The organism is Pseudomonas sp. EZ-C24, assembly GCF_014525325.1.
GTDB lineage: Bacteria > Pseudomonadota > Gammaproteobacteria > Pseudomonadales > Pseudomonadaceae > Aquipseudomonas > Aquipseudomonas shirazensis.
Window position 1 is genome coordinate 1 of sequence record NZ_JACDIU010000025.1, and the last position, 20,197, is coordinate 20,197.

The 20,197-nt window shown below is 64.6% G+C and carries 15 protein-coding genes; 1 reads left to right on the forward strand and 14 read right to left on the reverse strand.

The genetic code is table 11. The features are described 5' to 3' along the window. The 11 genes from IDM28_RS19485 to IDM28_RS19535 form a co-directional block, all read right to left on the reverse strand. On the reverse strand, positions 1-4,174 hold a 4,174-nt coding region (locus IDM28_RS19485; RefSeq protein WP_262500173.1), incomplete at its 3' end, for an Ig-like domain-containing protein. 126 nt (positions 4,175-4,300) lie between these two features. Continuing rightward, positions 4,301-4,888 carry a phage tail protein gene (locus tag IDM28_RS19490; protein WP_188036706.1) on the reverse strand — a complete coding sequence of 196 codons (588 nt, stop codon included), beginning with the start codon at positions 4,886-4,888 and terminating at the stop codon, positions 4,301-4,303. Positions 4,889-4,949: 61 nt separating this feature from the next. Further along, complete coding sequence (locus tag IDM28_RS19495; RefSeq protein ID WP_150573883.1) at positions 4,950-5,438, reverse strand: GNAT family N-acetyltransferase; 489 nt, start codon at positions 5,436-5,438, stop codon at positions 4,950-4,952. Between the two features lie 173 nt (positions 5,439-5,611). After that, a complete protein-coding gene (locus IDM28_RS19500) occupies positions 5,612-6,595 on the reverse strand; it encodes a sulfotransferase family protein (RefSeq protein WP_188036707.1) in 984 nt (327 codons plus the stop codon). Next, positions 6,583-7,383, reverse strand: a complete 801-nt coding sequence (locus IDM28_RS19505; RefSeq protein ID WP_188036708.1) for an aspartyl/asparaginyl beta-hydroxylase domain-containing protein — start codon at positions 7,381-7,383, stop codon at positions 6,583-6,585. Before IDM28_RS19505 ends, IDM28_RS19500 begins: the two co-directional genes overlap by 13 nt. 27 nt (positions 7,384-7,410) lie before the next feature. Further along, positions 7,411-9,507: a biotin/lipoyl-binding protein gene (locus tag IDM28_RS19510; RefSeq protein ID WP_188036709.1), complete on the reverse strand. Its 2,097-nt coding sequence runs from the start codon at positions 9,505-9,507 to the stop codon at positions 7,411-7,413. Next, positions 9,504-10,817: an efflux RND transporter periplasmic adaptor subunit gene (locus IDM28_RS19515; protein ID WP_150571270.1), complete on the reverse strand. Its 1,314-nt coding sequence runs from the start codon at positions 10,815-10,817 to the stop codon at positions 9,504-9,506. Before IDM28_RS19515 ends, IDM28_RS19510 begins: the two co-directional genes overlap by 4 nt. Next, positions 10,814-11,596 carry an efflux RND transporter periplasmic adaptor subunit gene (locus IDM28_RS19520; RefSeq protein WP_150571271.1) on the reverse strand — a complete coding sequence of 261 codons (783 nt, stop codon included), beginning with the start codon at positions 11,594-11,596 and terminating at the stop codon, positions 10,814-10,816. Before IDM28_RS19520 ends, IDM28_RS19515 begins: the two co-directional genes overlap by 4 nt. Before the next feature lie 352 nt (positions 11,597-11,948). Beyond that, positions 11,949-13,346 carry a GABA permease gene (gene gabP / locus IDM28_RS19525; RefSeq protein ID WP_101322219.1) on the reverse strand — a complete coding sequence of 466 codons (1,398 nt, stop codon included), beginning with the start codon at positions 13,344-13,346 and terminating at the stop codon, positions 11,949-11,951. Between the two features lie 410 nt (positions 13,347-13,756). Beyond that, the gene (gene gudD, locus IDM28_RS19530) at positions 13,757-15,124 is read right to left on the reverse strand and encodes a glucarate dehydratase (protein ID WP_188036727.1); all 1,368 of its coding nucleotides are present in this window, start codon (positions 15,122-15,124) and stop codon (positions 13,757-13,759) included. 24 nt (positions 15,125-15,148) lie between these two features. Further along, a complete protein-coding gene (locus IDM28_RS19535) occupies positions 15,149-16,498 on the reverse strand; it encodes an MFS transporter (RefSeq protein WP_101322220.1) in 1,350 nt (449 codons plus the stop codon). 326 nt (positions 16,499-16,824) lie between these two features. Here IDM28_RS19535 and IDM28_RS19540 point away from each other — a divergent pair, with 326 nt between their 5' ends. Continuing rightward, positions 16,825-17,538, forward strand: a complete 714-nt coding sequence (locus tag IDM28_RS19540) for a FadR/GntR family transcriptional regulator (protein WP_101322221.1) — start codon at positions 16,825-16,827, stop codon at positions 17,536-17,538. Between the two features lie 122 nt (positions 17,539-17,660). Here the strand turns inward: IDM28_RS19540 and IDM28_RS19545 are convergent, their stop codons facing one another. The 3 genes from IDM28_RS19545 to tesB are packed head-to-tail and all read right to left on the reverse strand — an operon-like array spanning position 17,661 to position 20,168. Then, positions 17,661-18,671 carry a zinc-dependent alcohol dehydrogenase family protein gene (locus tag IDM28_RS19545; protein ID WP_150571272.1) on the reverse strand — a complete coding sequence of 337 codons (1,011 nt, stop codon included), beginning with the start codon at positions 18,669-18,671 and terminating at the stop codon, positions 17,661-17,663. Between the two features lie 40 nt (positions 18,672-18,711). Then, positions 18,712-19,302, reverse strand: coding sequence for an HAD family hydrolase (locus IDM28_RS19550; protein WP_188036710.1), 591 nt, complete (start codon positions 19,300-19,302; stop codon positions 18,712-18,714). After that, the gene (gene tesB, locus IDM28_RS19555; RefSeq protein ID WP_101322224.1) at positions 19,299-20,168 is read right to left on the reverse strand and encodes an acyl-CoA thioesterase II; all 870 of its coding nucleotides are present in this window, start codon (positions 20,166-20,168) and stop codon (positions 19,299-19,301) included. Before tesB ends, IDM28_RS19550 begins: the two co-directional genes overlap by 4 nt. Positions 20,169-20,197 lie beyond the last annotated feature (29 nt).

Here is a 20,197-nt window from a genome sequence, read left to right on the forward strand (position 1 = left end):
TCAGGGTGATCAGGTTGGTGCCGTCCTGCACCTGCAGCGTCGGCGTGAACAACGCCGTCCAGGTGATGCCGCCGTCGATGCTGGTTACATTGCCGAGGGTGCCGTTGGCCACGCTCACGTCAAAGTTGTCGAAGCCGTTCACAGCCTCGCTGAAGGTGAAGGTCACCAGCGTGCTTTCGCCAGCGCTCAGCGCGGTGTCGGCCATGCTGATCACGGCAGTCGGGCGCTGGGTGTCGACGGCAAAGCTGTTCGACGCGGTAATGCCGATGCCGCTGTTGCCGGCCTGGTCGACGACGGCAGAGTTGCTCAGGTAAATGAAATTGACAGCGCTGGATACGTTGCTGGCTGGGGTCAGAGTGCCGGTCCAGGTGACCCCGCCATCGCTGCTGGTGAAGCTACTCAGCACGCCACCCGTGACAGACAGGTCAGCCTCGGTGAAGTCGATCACCGCCTCACTGAAGGTGACCGTAACAATCGAGGTTTCGCCGATGCCCAAGAGGTTGTCAGCGACCACGACAGTCGCGGTCGGGCGTTGGGTATCGATGGCGAAGCTGTTCGAGTCGGTGATGCCGATACCGGTGTTGCCCGCCTGGTCGCTGACTCCGCTGTTGTCCAGGCTGATCAGGTTACCGGTGCTGGTGATATCTGCGTCGGGGGTGAAGGTCGCCGTCCAGGTAACGCCGCCGTCGCTGCTGCTGACGCTGCTGAGCGAACCGTTGGCGACGCTCAGGTCAACGTTGCTGAAACCAGTGACGGCTTCGCTGAAGGTAATGGTGACCAAGCTGGTTTCACCGGCCCGCAGCGCCGTATCAGCAACCACAATGCTGGCGGTGGGCCGTGCCGTGTCGACGCTGTAGGCCGGTGACGGAGCCGAGCCGGCGCCGGCGTTGCCGCTCAGATCAGCAACCCCCGCCAAGTTGACGCTGACCACATTGGCGACGCTGGTCGAGTCTGCGGTCGGGGTCAACAGCGCGGTCCAGGTGATGCCGCCGTCGCTGCTGCTCAGACCACTCAAGGCGCCGTTGGAGACGCTCAGGTCGGCCAGGGTGAAGCCGCTCACGGCCTCGCTGAAGGTGATAGTCACCACGGCGGTCTGGCCCGCGAGCAAACTGCTGCTGGACAGGCTCACGACTGCCGTCGGAGGCTCGGTATCGATGGCGTAATTATTCGACTCGGTAGTACCGACGCCGGCATTGCCGGCGGCGTCGGTGACCCCTGCGTTATTCAGGGAAATCAGGTTGCTGCTGTCGGTGGTGGCGCTGCTGGGCGTGAGCGTGGCGGTCCAGGTGATGCCACCGTCGCCGCTGCTGAGGTTGCTCAATACGCCGTTGGCCACCGTGAAGTCGCCAACGGTCAGGCCGCTGACCGCCTCACTGAAGGTGATGCTGACCAGGGTGGTTTCACCGGCCAGCAAGGTGCTGTCGCTGACAACGATGGTTGCGGTTGGCGGCACGGTCTCGCGCACGGCAACCACGACGTTGGCGACGCTTGAGGTCGCGCCGTCACCATCGCTGACGGTCACGCTGAGCGTGCGGCTCGCCTGGCCAATCGCGTTGCTGGCATTGCTGTTGTCGTAGGTCAGGTTGCGCACCAGCGCCTCGACCGCAGCGGCGTTGGCATTGGCGTTGAGGCTGACGACCAGATTGCTACCGCCGCTGCCGCCGCTGAGCGTGCCGATCACGGTGCCGCCGTAGCTGACGCTGCTGCCACTGACGCCGATCTGGCCGGCACCGTTGCCTTGGTTGCGAATCGCCAGGCGGTCCTCGCCCGGCGCGGCATTGCCCGAGACCGACACGGTCAACGCACCACCGGCAAAATCGGTCGAGTCGCTGTCGCTCACCGTAGCGTTACCGCCGGCGTCAATCAGCACCGCGCCGCCACCTTGAGTGAAGGCGGCACTGTCGCCGTTGAGGTTGCCGATCACCGGCGCCGCATTCAGCGGCTGCACCACCACCAGCGCGGTGCGCGCGGTGCTGCCCATGTCATCGTTGACCCGCACTGTCACGCTGCGAGTGCCTGCGGTATAGGCCGGCGTGCTGTTGCTGTACTGCACTGCGGCCAGCACGGCGCGGTACTGGGCCAGCGTGGCGACACCGCTGAGGGCCAGTGTCGAGGTGCCCGAGCCGGTCACGCTGATGCCGTAGCTGGCAGCGGTAGCGAGCTGGCCGGCGCTGAGCAGCAGCACTTCGCTGTTGCCATCGAGGCTGCCGCTCAAGCTAAGGCTGGCCCCGCTGACCTGGGTGTCGCCGTCGCTCTGGGTGATGACGATGTTCGGCAGCAGCGTCACCGCGCTGCCGTTGAAATCGACGCTGCTGTCGTTACCGCCTGTAGTGCTGTCGAGGTCGACCAGCGGTGCGCTGTCGTACAGCACCTCGTAGGCACCGATATCCACCGCGCCGCCGCGCGGGCGCTCGAAGCCACGCAGGTCGGTGGTGGGGGCGCCCGCACTGGTGCCCTGGTTGATCGCATTGCTGGCGCTGGCCGCCAGGCGCAGGTCGCCATTGGCGGCGTCGACGAAGTTGACGGTGGTGCCAATCAGGTTGGTGGTGTTGGTGTAGGCGGTGCCAGCTTGCAGATTGGCATCAACGCTGTTGACCGTATTGCCGCTGATGATGGTGTTCTGCACGGCGATCAGGCCCGTCGCAGTTCCCGTCCAGCCGAGGCCGGCGCTGCTGATGCCGCCCGCGCCGGTATAGGTAAAGACGTTGTTGGCAATGGTGCTGTTGACGATCTGCACCGTGGCCGAGTTCAGGATCAGGATCCCCCCTGAAGCTACTGTGCCGCCGCCGGCATGGGTACCACTGTTGTTGTAGATCGCAACGTTCTCGAGCACATAACTACCGGTGCCGGCCAGCCGCACCAACGAGCTCATGGCGGTTGCCCCAACGATCGTGCTGCTGTTGTCGTGCAAGGTGCTGTTGCGCAGCGTGATGGCGGTGCCCACCGCCGTGGTGGAGTTGATCACGGTGCCCGAGTTGTTCTGGAAGTTCGAGTCTTCAACCGTCAGCGCGCCGCCGTTGGCACGCAGGACGCCGCCGTTGATGTTTCCGGAAAACCCGCGAAAATCCAGATTGCGCACCGTCAGTGCGCCGGAATTAATGGCGAGGCCGGAGGACTCCAGCGCGTCACGCGAGCCGTTGTTGTTGACGTCACCACTGAGGATGATGTCGCCGACGCCGTCGCCGTCGACATCACCGTTGATGGTGATCGTGCTGGTCACGGCCAAGGCGGTCGCAGATGACCAGCGAATGGTCTGGCCCTTGAGGTCCTGGTGGAAGACGATGATGTCACTGCCGCTGCCGGCCGCTGAGCCATCCACCGAGACATCGCTGTTGGCGGCCTGGATGGCCTCGGCGAGCGAGACCTTGCCGTTGACCACGGTCGACGAAGCATCGGTGTCGGTGACGGTGATGGTTGCCAGCGAGGTGGTGAACGCCGACATGTCGCCGCGCTGCACACCGACTCCGCTGGCGACTGCGCCAGCAACGGTTTCCAGCTGCCAATCCTCACCGGCACGGTTGCCGGTGGCGTCATTCGAGGCGCCGACATCAGCGCCGGTCAGGCGCGACACTTCGTTGACGAACTGCTGGCCCTCGGCGCCTGCGCCGGTATTGCAGGCGAAGAAGCGCACATCACCGCCTTCGGCCAGGCTGGCACCGATGCGCGCCAGGTCGGCCGCATGGGCGTCTAGCTGATTGGTCCAGATCGCATCGCCGGCCAGGTAGATATAGCCCGCGTCGCCATGGCTGATGATATCGATCGAGGCAATGTCCTTGCGCCCGTCGAGGTAGTCGGCGATCTGCTTGAGGCCGTCCTTGCTGTTGTCCAGCACTACCACTTCGACGCCTTCGGGCAGGCCGGCGATCAGCTTCTGGTAATCGCTGACCGCCGAGTCGATGAACACCACTTCATGGCCGCCGGCGACATCCGCCGATGCGGTGGCCGGCGCTGCTGTGGCAGGTGCGGGGTCATGCTCGCTGGCGGCATCCTGGCTGCTGGCCGGGTCGTGCCCCGCGGCAGCGGCTGCGGCTTCGACGGCCAGCGCCGCCTGGTCGGCAACCACCGGCACCGAGGCGTCGAACATCATGCGCGGTTCGAGGGCCTGAATCAGGCTCGGCGAACTCACGGAAACGGTAGGTGGGGTGGTGCGCGTGCCGCGTTTCCAGAATGCCATGATGTCCTCGCTCAGCCTTGTGCTGGTGTTTCCAGCCGGCCTCCTGACGGAAACCGGCAATGTCCTTGGGAATTGCCGGCGCCTGCCGCAGCGCGGTAGCTGCGGCAGGCGCCGTACCTGTCAGGCTTAGTTGCGCGACGGGTAAATACCTTCAACCGCAATGATCATGTTCACGCCCAGAGAGGGATTGCGCACGCTGATCGGTAGCGAACTGCCGCCAGCCGTAGCCGATCCGGTCAATGGCGCCTGGAACGCTGTGAGCGCGGTATCGGCGGCGCTTTCGCTGAAGATACTGACGTTCACACCACTACCGTCGGCATCCACCGACTTGGCCAGCACACGGTTGCTCGCAGGCAAGTTGCTGTCGGCGTCACCGCTGAATGCCGGCACAGCAACTGTGGCTTTCACCGCAGCCAGGTTGACCGGCACCTGCGGGATATTGTTCGCGGTCAGAGTGACCGCTTCGCTGCCCGATGATTCGCCCAGATCGATTTGAGACAAGGCGGGGCCTTGGCCGGTGCCGATCGCCGCGCGACCGCGCAAGTCAGGCAGGGCGAAGTTTGTCGTGCCGTTGCCACCGTAATAGGTGCCTAACAATGAGAACAGCGCCTGATTCTGCACGATGGGCAGCAACTGCCCCTGGCAGAGTGCCCAGCCGCGCGGCGCGTACGTGCCGGCGAACATTCTGATTTCACCAAGAAACGGATCACTCATCTACTGCGCTCCTTTGACTGCACTGAAAACCCGAGCCAGATGGCCCGCAAACAATGATTACTTACGCTGCGCTGAGCAAAGGTTGGCGCTGCATGTGCAGATACAAGCCGTCATCCGCGCTCGCTTGAAAACCGTGACGCAGGTACAGCCGCTGTGCCGGATTGCCGGCCAGCACTTGCAGGCTGACGAGCAAGCCGCTGGCATCGGCGCGGGCCAGCCATTGGCCGAGCAGCCGGGTACCGATGCCCTGCCCTTGCCAGGCCGGCAGCAAACTGATGTCGATGATGTGCAGCTGGGCTGCGCTCCAGTGCAGATAAGCGCGGCCGACAGGTTCACCAGCCGCCTCGATGATCATCTGCTGGGCGTCGCCATAGTGGCTTTGGTAGTGCTGCAGCTGAGCCGCGAATTGCTGGGCAACAAAGGCCTCGACCGCAGCCGCTGGCCAGCCCAGCTGGGCCATTTCCGCCGAGCGGGTGTGCGCGTACAGAGCACTCAGGAACGCCAGGTCGGCGTCCACACACGGACGAAGAGAAACCTCGGGCGATGACATGGCGGGATTGCTTCCGTGCAATGTTTCCCCAAGCCGGGGCGCGCTTCCATGATGGACTGTCAGACAATATGGGCGGCAGCGTAGCCGAACTGCCAGCCCGCCTGCTAGCGCAGAAGAAGCCAAATGCCACTATTTTATCAAACGCCTGTATGAGGCCTTTTTGACACCTTGCTTCAGCTGCGCTGCAAGCGAATGGATTCCAAGGAAATATACGCATCAGCCGCCCAGCGAGTGACCGCCTGACGTACCTCGGGGCTGGCGTCATCCCGCTTGCGCTGGCTGTCCGCCGCGAAGGCCATGTACGGCTGCTTGGCATCGAATGCGGCAGTCTGCTGCAACTGCGCGTGGTCCTCGGCAGTGACCGCGAACAGCGGCGCGAGTCGCCCCCAACAGGCGTGCGGCAGCTCGTTGTAGTTGACCGCGACCGCACCGTGGCGCTGGCACAGCTCAAGGCCCGCGCGCAGCACTTCGGCGATCATCCGGCAGGTGTACTGCAGCGGGTCCATGCCTGCTGCGTCCGGCAGCAGTTGATCCAGCGCGGTCACGCCAAGCAGGCCTGGCACCCGCTGCATGCCGGCCTGACGCATCTGCGAAACGACGATTTCCAAGGGGTCGCGGTAGAGAAAAATCCGTGGTGTGTCTGGGTACAACGTGCACAGTTGCGCGCCCTCGAACACGTTCCAGGCATCCAGTTTGATCAGCAACTGCTGCTCGTCACCGCGGCGGCGCTGGCCATAGGCAGACAACAACGCCGACAGCGCGCGCGGCTGCCAGGCGCTGGCGTCGGCATCCACAAGATGCGCGCGCAGCAGGTTGTCCAGCGGTGGTGGCTCTGACAGCACGATGTTGCGCTCAAGCCCCGCCAGCAGTTGTGCGATCAGCGTCGAGCCACACCGCGAGGCATGAAACACCAGCGCGCTGGGACTGATGCCCGGGCTGCGCTGCTGCCAGTCGAGCAACGCCTGGAGGCCGGTTTCGCGGCGAAACGCCTGGTTGAACGGCAGGCGCAGCGCGGCATCGACGTCGTCACGCAAAAACGGTCTGGTCAGGCGCTGCTGGCCAAACCAGCACCAGTCAACCCGCCACTCGCCGGCGCGCTGCCAACTGCGGATCGGCAGCCAGCCGGTAAAATCCAGTTCGGGGTTCACACTCGCCATTGGTCGTTCCATGCTTGTTTGCCTTGGCGCATCGCGCTGCGCACGTCTGCCTCGGCGAAATACAGGCCCGCTGCGGCGCCCAGCTGCCGGGTGTGCTCGATGAATGCCTGCGGCTCGGTCAGCGCCTGCAGGCTCGCGGCCAGCTCAGGCCGCGCCGTCAGCAGCAGCCTGAACTGGGCAAAGGCTTGCCCGGCGCGACTCGCCTGCAACTGCGGAGTTTGCTCAAGGCCTTGCTCGATCAGGCTGAGCAAGGCTGGCGTTGGCTCGCAGTCGAGGACCAGATTGATCCGCTCGGCCTCGCTGCAGTTGTCGACCCGATGCGGCCGCGACAGGTCGAGGAACCAGCATTCACCAGGCTGCATCGGCACCTGCTGGTCATCGAGCAAAAACTCCACCCCGGCCGGGCTGAGTAACGGTACATGCAGGCGCAGGCAGCCGTCGGGGCGGCCAAGGTCAGGGTCGCGGTGCTCATGAATCCGCGCGCCCGGCCCCAGGCGCAGCAACCGCGCCGCGCGCAAATCACTGCCCAGGCTTTCGCGCAGGCTATGCCAGGCGGGCTCGTGCTGCCAGGTCTGCTGCTGCACCGGCGCACCGGCACCGGGCGCCAGCGGCAGGTGCGCATCGGCGGCGGCGATCAGGTCGATGCCACTCCAGTCACCCTGGTGATAAGCGGTGTTGAAGTGGCCTCGCCAGAGGCCACTGTCGACTTGCGCCAAGGCCTGCAACAGCGCGGCCAGATCTACCGCCAGCGGCAACCGCGAACACAGGGGCAGCGGGACTTCAGGCATGGTCACTCCTTACCGTTGAGCACAACTCTAGAAACCGCTTTCGCGCACACCCAGCGCCGCCAGGCGTCGCCACAGACCACCGAGCAACGACTCGCCAGCACCCTCCAGCACCACCACGCCGCGCCGTGGCTGGTCGACTTCCGCTATGTCACTCAGCGGGCTCAGGCGCACGCCATATTGGGCCTGGACCGGCTCGGCGCGGTGCTGAGTGTCGCGGCGTACGGCAATCGGGCCGTGATGATCGGAGGTGAGCGCTTCAAGCTCGACATAGCTAACGCCGGTGGCGTCGATTGTGTCCAGACGCACCTCGATAGCCGCCCGCGCCGGATCATCGGCAATGAAGCGCCCGATACTGCCAGGCGCGACCCGCCACAGCGAGGCTTCGGCCAGATAACCCCGCAAGCGCACGCCAGGCTCGACGATTCGGCCGAGGGTCTGGCTCGGGCTGAGCCCCAGCCCGGGCGTCAACTCAGGCGGCAGGTCGCGCATTACCCCCGCTTGCGGCGCGCGGATCTGCAGGCGCTCGCGCTGAGCCGCCAGGCCGCGGTACTCGGCGACCGCCTCGGCCAGTTGCTGCTCCAGAATGCCCGCATCACCTGCGGTTTCGCTGCGGCTGGCCTGACGCCGTGACAGCAACTGCAGAATCTCGATTTCCCGGCGTACGATCACCTGCCGTGAATCCAGATCGGGCGACTCCAGTTCCAGCAGCAACTGGCCTTGGCTGACTACCTGGCCATCCTGCACATGCAGCGCGGTCAGGCGGGCGGCGACCGGCGCGTGCAATGCCGAAGTTCGTGAGGCTTCCAGCACTGCCGGCACTTCGACTGCGGTGCGCCACGGCAGCAACAACACCGCCAGCACGGCCAGCAAACCGGCGCCTAACCAGAACAACTTGTGCGGGGTCGCCTGAGCGCGCCGCTGCCACCAGTGGCGCAGCTCTTTGTACACCGGCAGGCCGATGAACCAGACCAGCTCCACCGCCATCAGAAATATCCCCAGCACCTTGAAGAACAGGTGATAGACCGCCAGGGCGATACCAAAAAACAGCACTGCGCGCCAGACCCACGAGCAGTAGCCCCACACCAGCAAACGTCGGCGCATCAACGTCGGCCACGGCTCCGGCGCAGGGTCGCCGTAGCCGAACAGCGTCTCGCGCAGCTGCCAGCGGCACAACGCAAACGAGCGGTTCTGCAGGTTCTCCACGCCCCACAGGTCGCTGACCAGAAAATATCCATCAAAGCGCATGAATGGGTTCAGGTTGATCAGCAAAGTGGTCACCCAGGTTGCAGTGGCCAGCATGAATGCCGCCGTGCGCGCCGGTCCGTCCGGCAGCAACGACCAGGCCAGCAGGGCCAACACTGCCAGCACCAGTTCGGCAAACACGCCACCGGCATCGATCAGCAAGCGCGAGCGACGGTCACTGACCCGCCAGGCATCGCTGACATCGGTGTAGAACATCGGCAGCAACACCATGAACGCCAGCCCCATGCTCTGCACTCGACAGCCCGCGCGCTTGGCCATGAACGCATGGCCAAATTCATGCAGCAGCTTGGCGAACGTCAACGCCACGCCAAACGCCAACACCCCGCCGAAGCTGAACAGGTGCGGAAAGGTCGCGATAAATCGCGACCAGTCACGCATCACCAGAAACAGGCCGAAGATGAACAGCAGCGGCAGGCAATAGCGCAGGATCCAGCCACCATTACGCTCAAGCACTGGCCAGGCACGATTGAGGAAAGCATCCGGACGCCACAGCGGGATGCGGAAAAACAGGTACTGGTGCAGCACCCGGGTACCCAGGCTCTGCCGGCTACCGGCGGCCTTGAGGCCATAGCTGGCGCGCTGGCGCGGGTCGAGTGCAGCGATCAGGTCGTGCTGGCCAAGAAATGTCAGCAGCTCTTCCAACAAGCCTTCCTGCAGGGGGATCCCTGGCTCGGCATTGGCAGCTGCCAACACCCGCTGCGGATCACCCAGCGCCCAGTGCCGCAGCAACCGCACCGCCGGGCTGCCCAACTTGAAATAACGCCCGCGCAGCGGGTCGGCCAGGGTCCATTGCGGCGCGCCATCGAACGCCGGGGCGGCCGCTGACAGCTGCAGGTCTGCACGCAGCGCCGGCAGCATCAAACACCCAGCCCTTGGCGCAGCGCGGCCAGCGGTTTACGCAGCAGGTAATACACCAGCGGCGCCCGCGCGCCATAAAGCTTGGCTGTGCCGCGCAGGCCAATGCGCGGCGGGCTGTCGGCAAAACTGGCATCCAGCCGATAGGCCAGTTGCCCGGCGGCGGTCAACTGCGCTTCATAGGCCGCACGTTCCAGGCTGGCGACGTGACGCTGCAACGGGTCACTGTCGAGAAACAGCGCCACTTCAGCGCCGGGCTGCAACGCGATGGCATCGCCCACCGGCAGCTCCATACGAAGCTGCGCCTGATTGGGGTCGGCAATCTGCATCAGCCGTTCACCGGTCTGCACCGGCTTGCCAGTCCAGCGCTCGGCATCGGCAAATACCGCGATGCCGGCGCGTTCGGCGCGAATCTCGCTGCGCGCCAGCAGTTGCCGGGCATAGTCGAGCTCGGCGCGTTTCTGCTCTACCCGCGCGGCGAGCAGATCGAGGCGGGCATTGGACTGCGCATCGGAGAACGCACGCTGGGTGCTGGCCTTGAGTTCAGCCTCGGCCACGTCCAGCGAGCGCTCGGCGACATCGGCCTGGGCCTTGAGGGTGGTAGCGTCGAGCCGCGCCAACAGCTCGCCCGCCTCCACCCGCTGGTTGGGTTTGACCAGGATCTCGGCCACCACCCCATCCAGCGGCGCGGCCACCACACGGCCGCCCAACGGCACCACTTCAGCGGGGGCCAGCACGGCCTGGCGCACCGGTACCAGTAGCACCAGCAAAGCTGCGCCAAGCACCATGGCAATGCGCCGCCGTGGCCAGCGCAGCCGCCACGGCTTGCCCGGGCGCAACGCCAACCAGGCATGCGCGTATGTCTCGGCCAGTTGCCCGAGCAAGGTCAGCTCGGCCTCGCTGAACGGCTGCTCGCGGGCCAGCCAGAGGCCACCGAAGGTTTCCCCCTGGCGATCGTTCAGCGGTAACCAGCAGGCGTGGGCGGCTGACAGCGCCTGCCACTCACCGGCCGTCTGCTCGTCCAGCTCAGCCGGATCAACCGGCCCGGCCTCGGCGCCACGGCTGTGCAAGCTGGCGGCGGCGCGCTCGACGAACGCCACGAACGGCGCGTTGGCCTCGACCACGCTGATGCCGGTCAGCGCCTGCACCTTGCCCGCGATCAACAGCGCGGCATGGCGAAAACCAAACAAGGCCTGGCCATCGTTGACCATGGTGAAGCCCAGCTGCTCGGCCGTGGCCGCCTGCCGGGCCTGGCGCTGCAAGCCGAGAAATACAGCGAACGCGCGCTCGACAGCGCCGCCCGCCGCCGCGGTCATTGCAGCTCCGCGAAGTGCGCCGAACCGCTCATGCCCGCCAGCAACCCGGGGGCCTGTTGCGGCAATGTGCCGATCAGCAGCAAGGTCTGGCTGCCTTCATCGATGCGCGCGCCAACCCGCTTGACCTGGGCCTGCAGCGGCTGGCCGGTTTCATCGGGGACGAACTCAAAGGCTTGCCCAGGCTTGAGCCGGCCGAGCCAGCGCGACGGCACCAGCAACTGAATTTCCAGCGAGCGGTTGTCGACCACTTCCAGTAGCGGCGTGCCGCTGGCGACGCTTTCGTGCGGCTGGGCGCGGCGCTGCACCACGCGGCCATCGAACGGTGCGGTGATCACGCAGCGTTTGACCTGCACCTGGTAGACCTGCGCCTCGGCCTGCGCCTGCGCTTGCTTGGCTTCGGCCAACGACACGGCAAACTGGCCGACCGACTTCAGCGCGGCCAGTTGCTTGTTGTGATTGAGTTCTTCGCGGGCGGCGCGCACGGCGGCCTGAGCGGCATTGAGCTGGGCTTGATAGGCGCTGCAATCGAAGCGCGCCAGCACACTGCCCTTCTGGAACGCTTCACCGTCGCCGTAAGGCATCTCGACGATGCGCCCGGCCAGTTCGCTCGACAGCACCGCCTGGTCGCGCGCCCTGAGCACGCCGCGGGCGCTGGCCGGTGCCGCTTGCGCAGTGGCCTGGGGCGCGTCCAGCAGCGGATCTTTTGCAGGTTCGCTGGCCAGCGCCGGCACCAGATACAACATACCCATAACCACGGCCAATCCAGCAGCACGACGCATGTTGCGCACTCCATTGCGAACTCAGTGCGCGGAGTGTACGAAAAAAGTGATGGCACGGATACATCACGGCCATCCACTCTTTACGCCTGTTATCAGGGCAACTGCGATGAAGATGATCACCAGCCAGGTCAGGTCCGGGGGCAATCGCCGCATGCGTTCTTGGGCAAGCTGAGGGCACTGACAAAGCCGCTCCAGACCGCGCACAGCAATGCCATGCACGGATCCCTGTAGGAGCGGCCTCGTGTCGCGAAAGGGTCGCGTAGCGGCCCCAAATTTTCCGCTTCGCCGCCAACATCGCCGGGCCAGCTGCGCTGGCCTTTCCGACCGGTCCGGCGCTCCGGCAAGGACGCCCCTACAGGGGCAGCGCCTTGGCTGCGGCGGTGCGGGCGTGGCCGCGGGTAGTGATGATGCCAAGGAACGAGATGGCAATTGCCAGGCCCAGGGTTGCCGACACTTCAGCGCGGTGCTCGGGGGTGTACATCATCACGCTCAAGGCCGCGGCGATGAAGATGATCACCAGCCAGGTCAGGTACGGGAACAGCCACATGCGGAACTTGAGCTCGGTGTTCTCCCGCTCCAGGCGGCGGCGCATGCGCAGCTGCGAGATGGCGATCACCATGTACACCAACAGCGCAATCGCCCCAGAGCTGGCCAGCAGAAACTCGAACACACCGGCCGGAGCGAAATAGTTGAGGATCGCAATCGCCGCGCCGATCAAGGTGCTGCCGAACACAGCGGCACGCGGCACGCCGACCTTCGAGGTGTTTTTCAGCAGAGCCGGGGCGTCACCGCGTTTGGCCAGCGAATACATCATCCGTGAGGCGATGTAGATCGACGAGTTCATGCAGCTGGCCACGGCGACCAGCACCACGAAGTCGACCATGAACGCAGCGTTGGGGATGTTCATGATTTCCAGGGCGCGCTGGTACGAGCCTACCACCGCCAGTTGCGGGTCATTCCACGGCACGATCGAGATGATCACGAAGATCGACAGAATATAGAAGGTGCTGATCCGCCAGATCACCGAGCGGGTGGCCTTGGCGATGTTGCGCGACGGGTCGCTGGACTCGGAGGCGGCGATGGTTACGGCCTCGGTGCCGATAAAGCTGAACATCACGGTGATGAACGCGCCGATCACGGCCGACCAGCCTTTTGGTGCGAAGCCGCCGTACTCGTCTACCAACGTGCTGAGGCCGCTGACTTCGCGGTTGGGCAACCAGCCCAGCAACGCAGCAAAGCCCAGCCCGATAAAACCGAGGATGGCCACGACCTTGAGAATGGCAAACCAGAACTCGAACTCGCCGTACTTGGCCACGCTGAACAGGTTGGTGCCGGCCAGCAGAATGATCGAGGCCAGGGCAAAGATCCAACTGTCCACCTGTGGGAACCAGGCGTTGAGCACATGCCCGGCGGCAAGGGCCTCGATGGGGATCACCAGGACCCAGAACCACCAGTACAGCCAGCCGATGGTGTAGCCGGCCCAGCGGCCGATGGCCTGGTCGGCGTAGGTTGAAAACGAACCGGTGTCGGGGTGCGCGACGGCCATTTCGCCGAGCATGCGCATCACCAGCACCACCAGGGTACCGGCAACGAAATAAGAAATGATGGTGGCTGGGCCGGCTGCCGCAATGGCATGCCCGGAGCCGACGAAGAGCCCCGCTCCGATAATGCCGGCGATGGACAGCATCGTGACGTGACGGGGTTTGAACCCTTGCGCGAGGTTACTTCCAGCAGATCCCACGGTGTTCATTGATCTTGTTCTCTTTTTGCTGACACAAGGAAGGACGGGCAGGCGTAGGCGAAAATAATCTCCTTCGAATACAAGGGGGTAGGCACATTTCTTGTGCTCTTGGCGGGACGTTTTACACGCTTTACAGAGCAGCGCGCCAGCTCGAATGCACATCCATTTAACCGGGCCAGAGCGGCTGGAAATTATGCGAGACCGCCTTGCAGGTGCGCGATCACGACAGCGGATATCGAATCGCGGCAAATGTCGTGAATGGCATATCTGATTGCGCCATGGCGCGCTGGAGGGGTAGCAACGGACAGGGTTTTCTGTCGGGTACAGCCGTGGATTGCCGATGATGCGCGGTCTATGCAGGAGCGGCCTTGCCGGGGCGCTCCTACAAAGACCGCGTCGCTGGAATGCTACACGGTCTTCTAGCGCACCAGGCAAGGCCGCTTGTTATCGAATTTCCAGCCCGGAATCAGGTACTGCATCGCCACCCCATCATCCCGCGCACCCAAACCCATGTTGCGATAGCACTCATGCGCCTTGGCCAACTGATCTTCATCCAGCTCCACCCCCAACCCCGGTAGCGCCGGCACGCGCACATGGCCATCGATAATCCGCAGCGGCTCACGGGTCAAACGCTGGCCGTCCTGCCATATCCAATGTGTGTCGATCGCCGTGATCTCCCCCGGCGCCGCGGCCGCCACCTGAGTGAACATTGCCAGGGAAATATCAAAGTGGTTGTTCGAATGCGAACCCCAGGTCAGGCCCCAGTCATGGCACATCTGCGCGACGCGCACCGAGCCTTGCATGGTCCAGAAGTGCGGATCGGCCAGCGGGATATCCACCGACTGCAGCTGGATCGCATGGCCCATCTGCCGCCAGTCGGTGGCGATCATGTTGGTCGCGGTCGGCAGCCCGGTGGCGCGGCGGAACTCGGCCATCACCTCACGCCCGGAGTAACCGTTTTCGGCACCGCAAGGGTCTTCGGCGTAGGCCAGCACATGGTGCTGGTCACGGCACAGGGCAATCGCTTCCTTGAGTGACCAGGCGCCGTTGGGGTCGAGGGTGATGCGCGCTTGCGGGAAGCGTTCGGCCAGGGCGGTAACAGCTTCGATCTCGTCCTCACCCCGCAGCACGCCGCCCTTGAGCTTGAAGTGGCTGAAGCCGTAACGGGCCTTGGCGGCCTCGGCCAGGCGCACGATCGCTTCTGGGGTCATGGCTTTTTCGTGCCGCAGGCGCAGCCAGTCGTCATCGGCATCGTGTTCGTTACGGTAGGCCAGATCGGTCTGCTGGCGGTCGCCGATGTAGAACAGGTAGCCGAGCATCTTCACCGCATCGCGCTGCTGGCCTTCACCGAGCAAGGCGGCGATGGGCACGCCGAGGTGCTGGCCGAGCAGGTCGAGCAGCGCTGACTCGATGGCGGTCACCGCGTGTACGGTGATACGCAGGTCGAAGGTTTGCAGGCCGCGGCCGCCGACGTCGCGCCCGGCAAAGGTCTGGCGCATGGCGTTGAGCACGCGCTGGTAATGGCCGATGGGCTGGCCGACTACCAGGCTGCGGGCGTCTTCGAGGGTCTGGCGGATGGTCTCGCCACCAGGTACTTCGCCCACGCCGGTGTTGCCGGCGCTGTCGCGCAGCACGACGATATTGCGCGTGAAGTACGGGCCATGGGCGCCGCTGAGGTTGAGCAGCATGCTGTCGTGGCCGGCTACCGGCACCACGCGCAAATCGGTGACCACGGGGGTGCCATTGTGAGCCTGGGTGGCGTTCAAGGTGTCTGCTGGGTTATGCATAGTCATTATTGTTGTCCTGCCGGGTCAGTGGGTCTGGCTCAGGGCCGACTGCGGTTTGAGGTCATTGGGCGTGTTGGCCTTGGGGCCGGTGCGCACGAAGAACACCACGATCGCCGCCAGTACCGAGGTCACCGCCAGGCCATACAGGCCGCCCTGGATCGAGCCGGTGTGCTGCTCGAGCAAGCCGAAGGTGGTTGGCGCGACAAAGCCGCCGAGGTTGCCGACCGAGTTGATCAAGGCGATCACCGCCGCGGCGATGCGCGCATCCAGGTAGCCCTGCGGGATCGGCCAGAACAGCGCCGAAGCCGACTTGAAGCCGATGGCGGCAAAGCACACCGCGACAAAGGCGAACACCGGGCCACCGGTGGTGGACATGAACATGCCGATGGCGGCGATGATCAGCGCCGCGGCGACCCACGCTTGCTGGAACTTCCAGCGGGCAGAACCGGCGGCGAAGGCATACATGGCGATGATCGAGATCAGCCACGGGATCGAGTTGAAGAAGCCGACCTGGATGTCGGACAGATCACCCATGCGCTTGATGATGCTCGGCAGCCAGAAGGTCGCGGCGTAAATGGTCAGCTGGATGCAGAAGTAGATGCCGCAAAACAGCAGAATCTGCCGGTCCTTGAGCAGGCGCCAGGCCGAGGTCTTTACCACCCCGCTCGCCTCGCGCTCACGCTGCTCGCGGTCGATGGTCTCGACCAGCGCGTCCTGCTCGGCACGGCTCAGCCACTTGGCGTCGTGGGGTTTGGAGTCGAGCCAGAACCACACCACAAAGGTCAGGCACACCGAGGCCATGCCTTCGATGAACAGCATCCATTGCCAGCCATGCATGCCGAAGCCCTGAATCTGCATGAGCATGCCGGCCAACGGCCCGGAGATCAGCGAGGCGACTGCCGAACCACTGAGGAATATCGCAATCGCCTTGCCACGCTCAGCCGCAGGCAACCAGCGGGTGAAGTAATAGATCACCCCCGGGAAGAACCCCGCCTCGGCCACGCCAAGCAAAAAGCGCAGCACATAGAACTGGGTTTCGGTCTGGACGAAGGCCATGGCGGTTGCCACCAGGCCCCAGGTGAACATGATGCGGGTCAGCCACACACGGGCGCCGACGCGCTGCAGGAGCATGTTCGACGGCACCTCGAACAAGGCGTAGCCGATAAAGAACAGCCCGGCGCCAAAGCCGTAGGCGGCGGCGCTGATGCCGAGGTCGCTCTCCAGGTGCGGGCGGACGAAGCCGATATTGACGCGGTCCAGGTAATTGACGATGAACATGATGACGAACAGCGGCAGGACGTGGCGTTTGACCTTGGCCACGGCGCTGGTCAACACGTCGTCACGCCGTGCGGACGGAGCGAGGGTGTCGTTCACTGCAGAATCTCCCACTAATTGTTTTTGTGCGGGTCGATGGCGGTCACAGCGGCGGGCAGCGCGCTTGGTTGTCTGACATGCCAGTGGAGGCCAGAATAGGCCTCACGCAGTTGTACGACAAGATGCTGAACGGTCAGCAAAAAGCGAAATACAAGCTTATAAAGTGAATAAAATCGGCAAAAATAATGAATAGGGTTTAAACAACGACAGCACCTGTCTGATTTGTGCCGATGAAAATAATTTGAAATTTCAACTTGTCAGACAAGCTCTGATGCTAATCTCGCCGCGAGCCTCTGGCACTTGTCTGAACCGTTGCGGAGCCGCCCATGACCGCCCCCGAAGCCATCGATCCCCCGCGTAAACGTGGCCACAGCCGCGCCCATGATCTGGTCTCGAGCCTGACCCAGCAGATTCTGCTCGGCACCTTCAAGCCCGGCGACAAGCTGCCCTCGGAAAACACCCTGGTACGCGAGCACGCCGTCAGCCGCACCGTGGTGCGCGAGGCGTTATCCAAGTTGCAGGCTTCCGGGCTGGTCGAGCCGCGCCATGGCATCGGCACCTTCGTTATCGAACGCCAGGCACAAAGCGGCCTGCGCGTCGGCGCCGAAAGCGCAGCCAGCGTGCGTGATCTGCTGGAATTACGGATTGGTCTGGAGGGCCAGGCTGCGGCATTGGCCGCGCTGCGCCGGACTGACAGCCAGTTGCAGCGTATGCGCCAGGCGCTGGATGACCATCAGGACCTCGCCGCCGCCGGCGACAGTTGCATCGAACCCGACCGGCGCTTTCACCTGCTGATTGCCGAGGCCACCGGCAACCTGTATTTCAGCGAGACCATGGCGCAACTGGGCAGCGGCTTGATCCCGCGCAACCGCATGGCGGCCGATGAGCGCTCAGGCGCCAAGCTGGCCCGGCATGCCTACCTGGCCAACCTGGAACATGAGGCGATCCTCAATGCCATCCGCCGGCAGGACCCGGATGCGGCGCGGGCAGCGATCTGCCTGCACCTGTCCAACAGCCGCGACCGCTTGCTGCCCGAGTGAAGAGTCGGGGACGCCGGGGGCGCTTCGCGCCCCTTTCGCGACACAAGGCCGCTCCTACAGGTGACCGCGTAAGTCGTTGGTACGCGGTAGTCTGTAGGAGCGGCCTTGAGCCCCCAACGTCCTCAAAACGTCAGGCAGATCTTGCCGAAGTGGCGATTGCTTTCCTGATGCTGGAACGCCTCGACGATCTGTTCCAGCTCGAAGTGCTTATCGACCACCGGCCGCAAGCCATTGGCGTCGATAGCGCGAACCATGGCCTGCTGCTGCGCGCGGCTGCCGACCAGCACGCCTTGCAGACGAATCTGCCGCACCAGTGCCTGCACCAATGGCAACTCCCCGGCGACGCCGGTAAGAATCCCGATCAGCGAGATATGCCCGCCAATCCGCGCCGCGATCATCGACTGCTCAAGGGTGGCCGGGCCGCCGACTTCAATCACATGATCGACGCCGCGATTGTCGGTCAGCTTGCGCACCTGCTCGCCCCAGGCCGGGGTGCTGCGGTAGTTGATCACATGATCGGCGCCCAGCGCCTTGAGCCGCTCCAGCTTGGCATCGCTGGATGAGGTGGCGATCACCGTAGCGCCGGCCAGCTTGGCGAACTGCAGAGCAAAGATAGACACACCACCTGTGCCCTGCACCAGCACGCTATCGCCGGGTTTCAGCTGATCATCGGCCATCAGTGCACGCCAGGCAGTCAGCCCTGCCGTGGTCAGGGTTGCGGCCTCGGCATGGCTATAGCCGCTCGGCGCACGGGTGAACGAGGTCGCGCGCGCAGTAACCTGCTGGCGCGCATAGCCATCGATACCATCGCCAGGCACGCTGGCAAAACCCTCGACCAGCGGCTGGCCGTCGAGCCAGTCGGGGAAGAACGTGCTGACCACCGCATCGCCGACCTTGAACTCGGTGACGCCCGCGCCCACCGCCGTCACTTGCCCAGCGCCATCGGCCATCGGAATGCGCCGCTCGCTCGGCCCCCACATGCCGCTGACCACGGCAAAGTCATGGTAGTTGAGCGAGCTGGCGTGCAGGCGCACGCTGATCTCGCCGGCCTGCGGCGCGGCAGCCTCGCAGGTGCCGATCTGGACGTTGGCGTAACCGCCGCCGGGCTGAACGTAGATGGCCTTGCTGGTCATGACAGCTGTTCCTCTGTGAGTGGTTGGGGGGCTGTGCAGCTTAGCCGAGCAGCGCCTGCAGCTGGCGGCAGTCGGCGGCGTGCCAGTCGGTCAGCTCTGGCCAGGGGTTGTCCGGCAGGTTGACCAGTACCGTGCGTGCGCCCGCGGTGCGGCCGCATTCCAGGTCGATGCGGTAATCGCCGACCATCACCAGCTCGCTGGGATCGACGTCCCAGGCCTGGGCGATTTTCAGCAGACCATCGGGGCTTGGCTTGGGCGCGGCTTCGTCGCGGCCGAGCACCAGCTCCTTGTCGAAACAATCGGCCAGGCCGATGGCCTCAAGGGTGACGTGGGCCAGCTCGCGGGCATTACGGGTGAGGATCGCCAACTGGCAACCACGCCCGGCCAGTTCGCGCACCAGCTCGACCGCGCCCGTTGCGGCAGTCGACGCCACGGCCAGGTCACGCTCGTGTTCGAGCAACCAGGCGTGCTTGGCTTCGGCCTCGGCAGCAGGCAAGGCGGCCAGATGGGTAAGAATATCGTCCTCGGGCGGAATGCCCAGCGCTACCCGGATGGCGGCAAAATCATGCACCGCCACGGTCAGCGTGCCGTCCATGTCGAACACCCAGTTGCGTACTGTCGAGAGGCTCATGACCAGTCCTTGCGATGGCGAATCAGGCCTTCCTGGGCCGATGAGGCAACCAGTTGCCCGGCGCGGTTGTAGATGCTGCCGCGGCAGAAGCCACGGGCGTTGCCGGCCCACGGGCTGTCGGTGGCATACAGCAGCCAGTCATCGGCGCGCAGGTCACGGTGGAACCACAGCGAGTGATCGAGGCTGGCGATCTGCATGTCCTTCTGCCACACCGACTTGGCATGGGGCAGCAGCGCGGTGGTCAGCAGGCCAAAGTCGGAGGCGTAGGCGAGCAGGTATTTGTGCAGCGCGGGCACGTCCGGCAGGCTGCCGCTGGTACGGAACCAGGCGTATTTGACCGGGTCGCCGGGCTTGGGGTTGAACGGGTCGCGCTCGGTTACCGGGCGCACTTCGATCGGCCGATCACACAGCACCTTGTCGCGGATGCGCTCGGGCAGTTGCTCGGCCATGGCGCTGGCCAGTTCGACTTCGCTGGGGAGGTTTTCCGGGCCGACCACATCGGGCATCTGCGCCTGGTGCTCGAAGCTTTCTTCGTCGTACTGGAACGAGGCGCTGCAGGTAAAGATGGTGTGGCCTTTCTGGATCGCAGTCACCCGACGGGTGCTGAAGCTGCCACCGTCACGCACGCGATCAACCGAATACACCACCGGCAGGCTGGCATCGCCCGGGCGCAAGAAATAGCCATGCAGCGAATGCACATGGCGGGCGTCTTCGACTGTCTGGCTGGCAGCCGACAGCGCCTGGCCGAGCACCTGGCCGCCGTACAACTGGCGAAAGCCCAGGTCCTGGCTGCGGCCACGGAACAGGTTTTCCTCGATCGCTTCAAGGCTCAACAGGTCGACCAGGTCGTCCAACACGTGGCTCATGGGGGTGTTCTCCTAGCTAGGCAGCACGG

What these genes read in the sequence shown, in the direction of transcription:
- IDM28_RS19550 (WP_188036710.1), bottom strand. Translation starts at nt 19,302, where the DNA reads ATGAGCCTCTCGACAGTACGCAACTGGGTGTTCGACATGGACGGCACG.
- IDM28_RS19490 (WP_188036706.1), bottom strand. Translation starts at nt 4,888, where the DNA reads ATGAGTGATCCGTTTCTTGGTGAAATCAGAATGTTCGCCGGCACGTAC.
- IDM28_RS19500 (WP_188036707.1), bottom strand. Translation starts at nt 6,595, where the DNA reads ATGGCGAGTGTGAACCCCGAACTGGATTTTACCGGCTGGCTGCCGATC.
- IDM28_RS19505 (WP_188036708.1), bottom strand. Translation starts at nt 7,383, where the DNA reads ATGCCTGAAGTCCCGCTGCCCCTGTGTTCGCGGTTGCCGCTGGCGGTA.
- IDM28_RS19540 (WP_101322221.1), top strand. Translation starts at nt 16,825, where the DNA reads ATGACCGCCCCCGAAGCCATCGATCCCCCGCGTAAACGTGGCCACAGC.
- IDM28_RS19515 (WP_150571270.1), bottom strand. Translation starts at nt 10,817, where the DNA reads ATGACCGCGGCGGCGGGCGGCGCTGTCGAGCGCGCGTTCGCTGTATTT.
- gabP (WP_101322219.1), bottom strand. Translation starts at nt 13,346, where the DNA reads ATGAACACCGTGGGATCTGCTGGAAGTAACCTCGCGCAAGGGTTCAAA.
- gudD (WP_188036727.1), bottom strand. Translation starts at nt 15,124, where the DNA reads ATGCATAACCCAGCAGACACCTTGAACGCCACCCAGGCTCACAATGGC.
- tesB (WP_101322224.1), bottom strand. Translation starts at nt 20,168, where the DNA reads ATGAGCCACGTGTTGGACGACCTGGTCGACCTGTTGAGCCTTGAAGCG.
- IDM28_RS19545 (WP_150571272.1), bottom strand. Translation starts at nt 18,671, where the DNA reads ATGACCAGCAAGGCCATCTACGTTCAGCCCGGCGGCGGTTACGCCAAC.
- IDM28_RS19495 (WP_150573883.1), bottom strand. Translation starts at nt 5,438, where the DNA reads ATGTCATCGCCCGAGGTTTCTCTTCGTCCGTGTGTGGACGCCGACCTG.
- IDM28_RS19520 (WP_150571271.1), bottom strand. Translation starts at nt 11,596, where the DNA reads ATGCGTCGTGCTGCTGGATTGGCCGTGGTTATGGGTATGTTGTATCTG.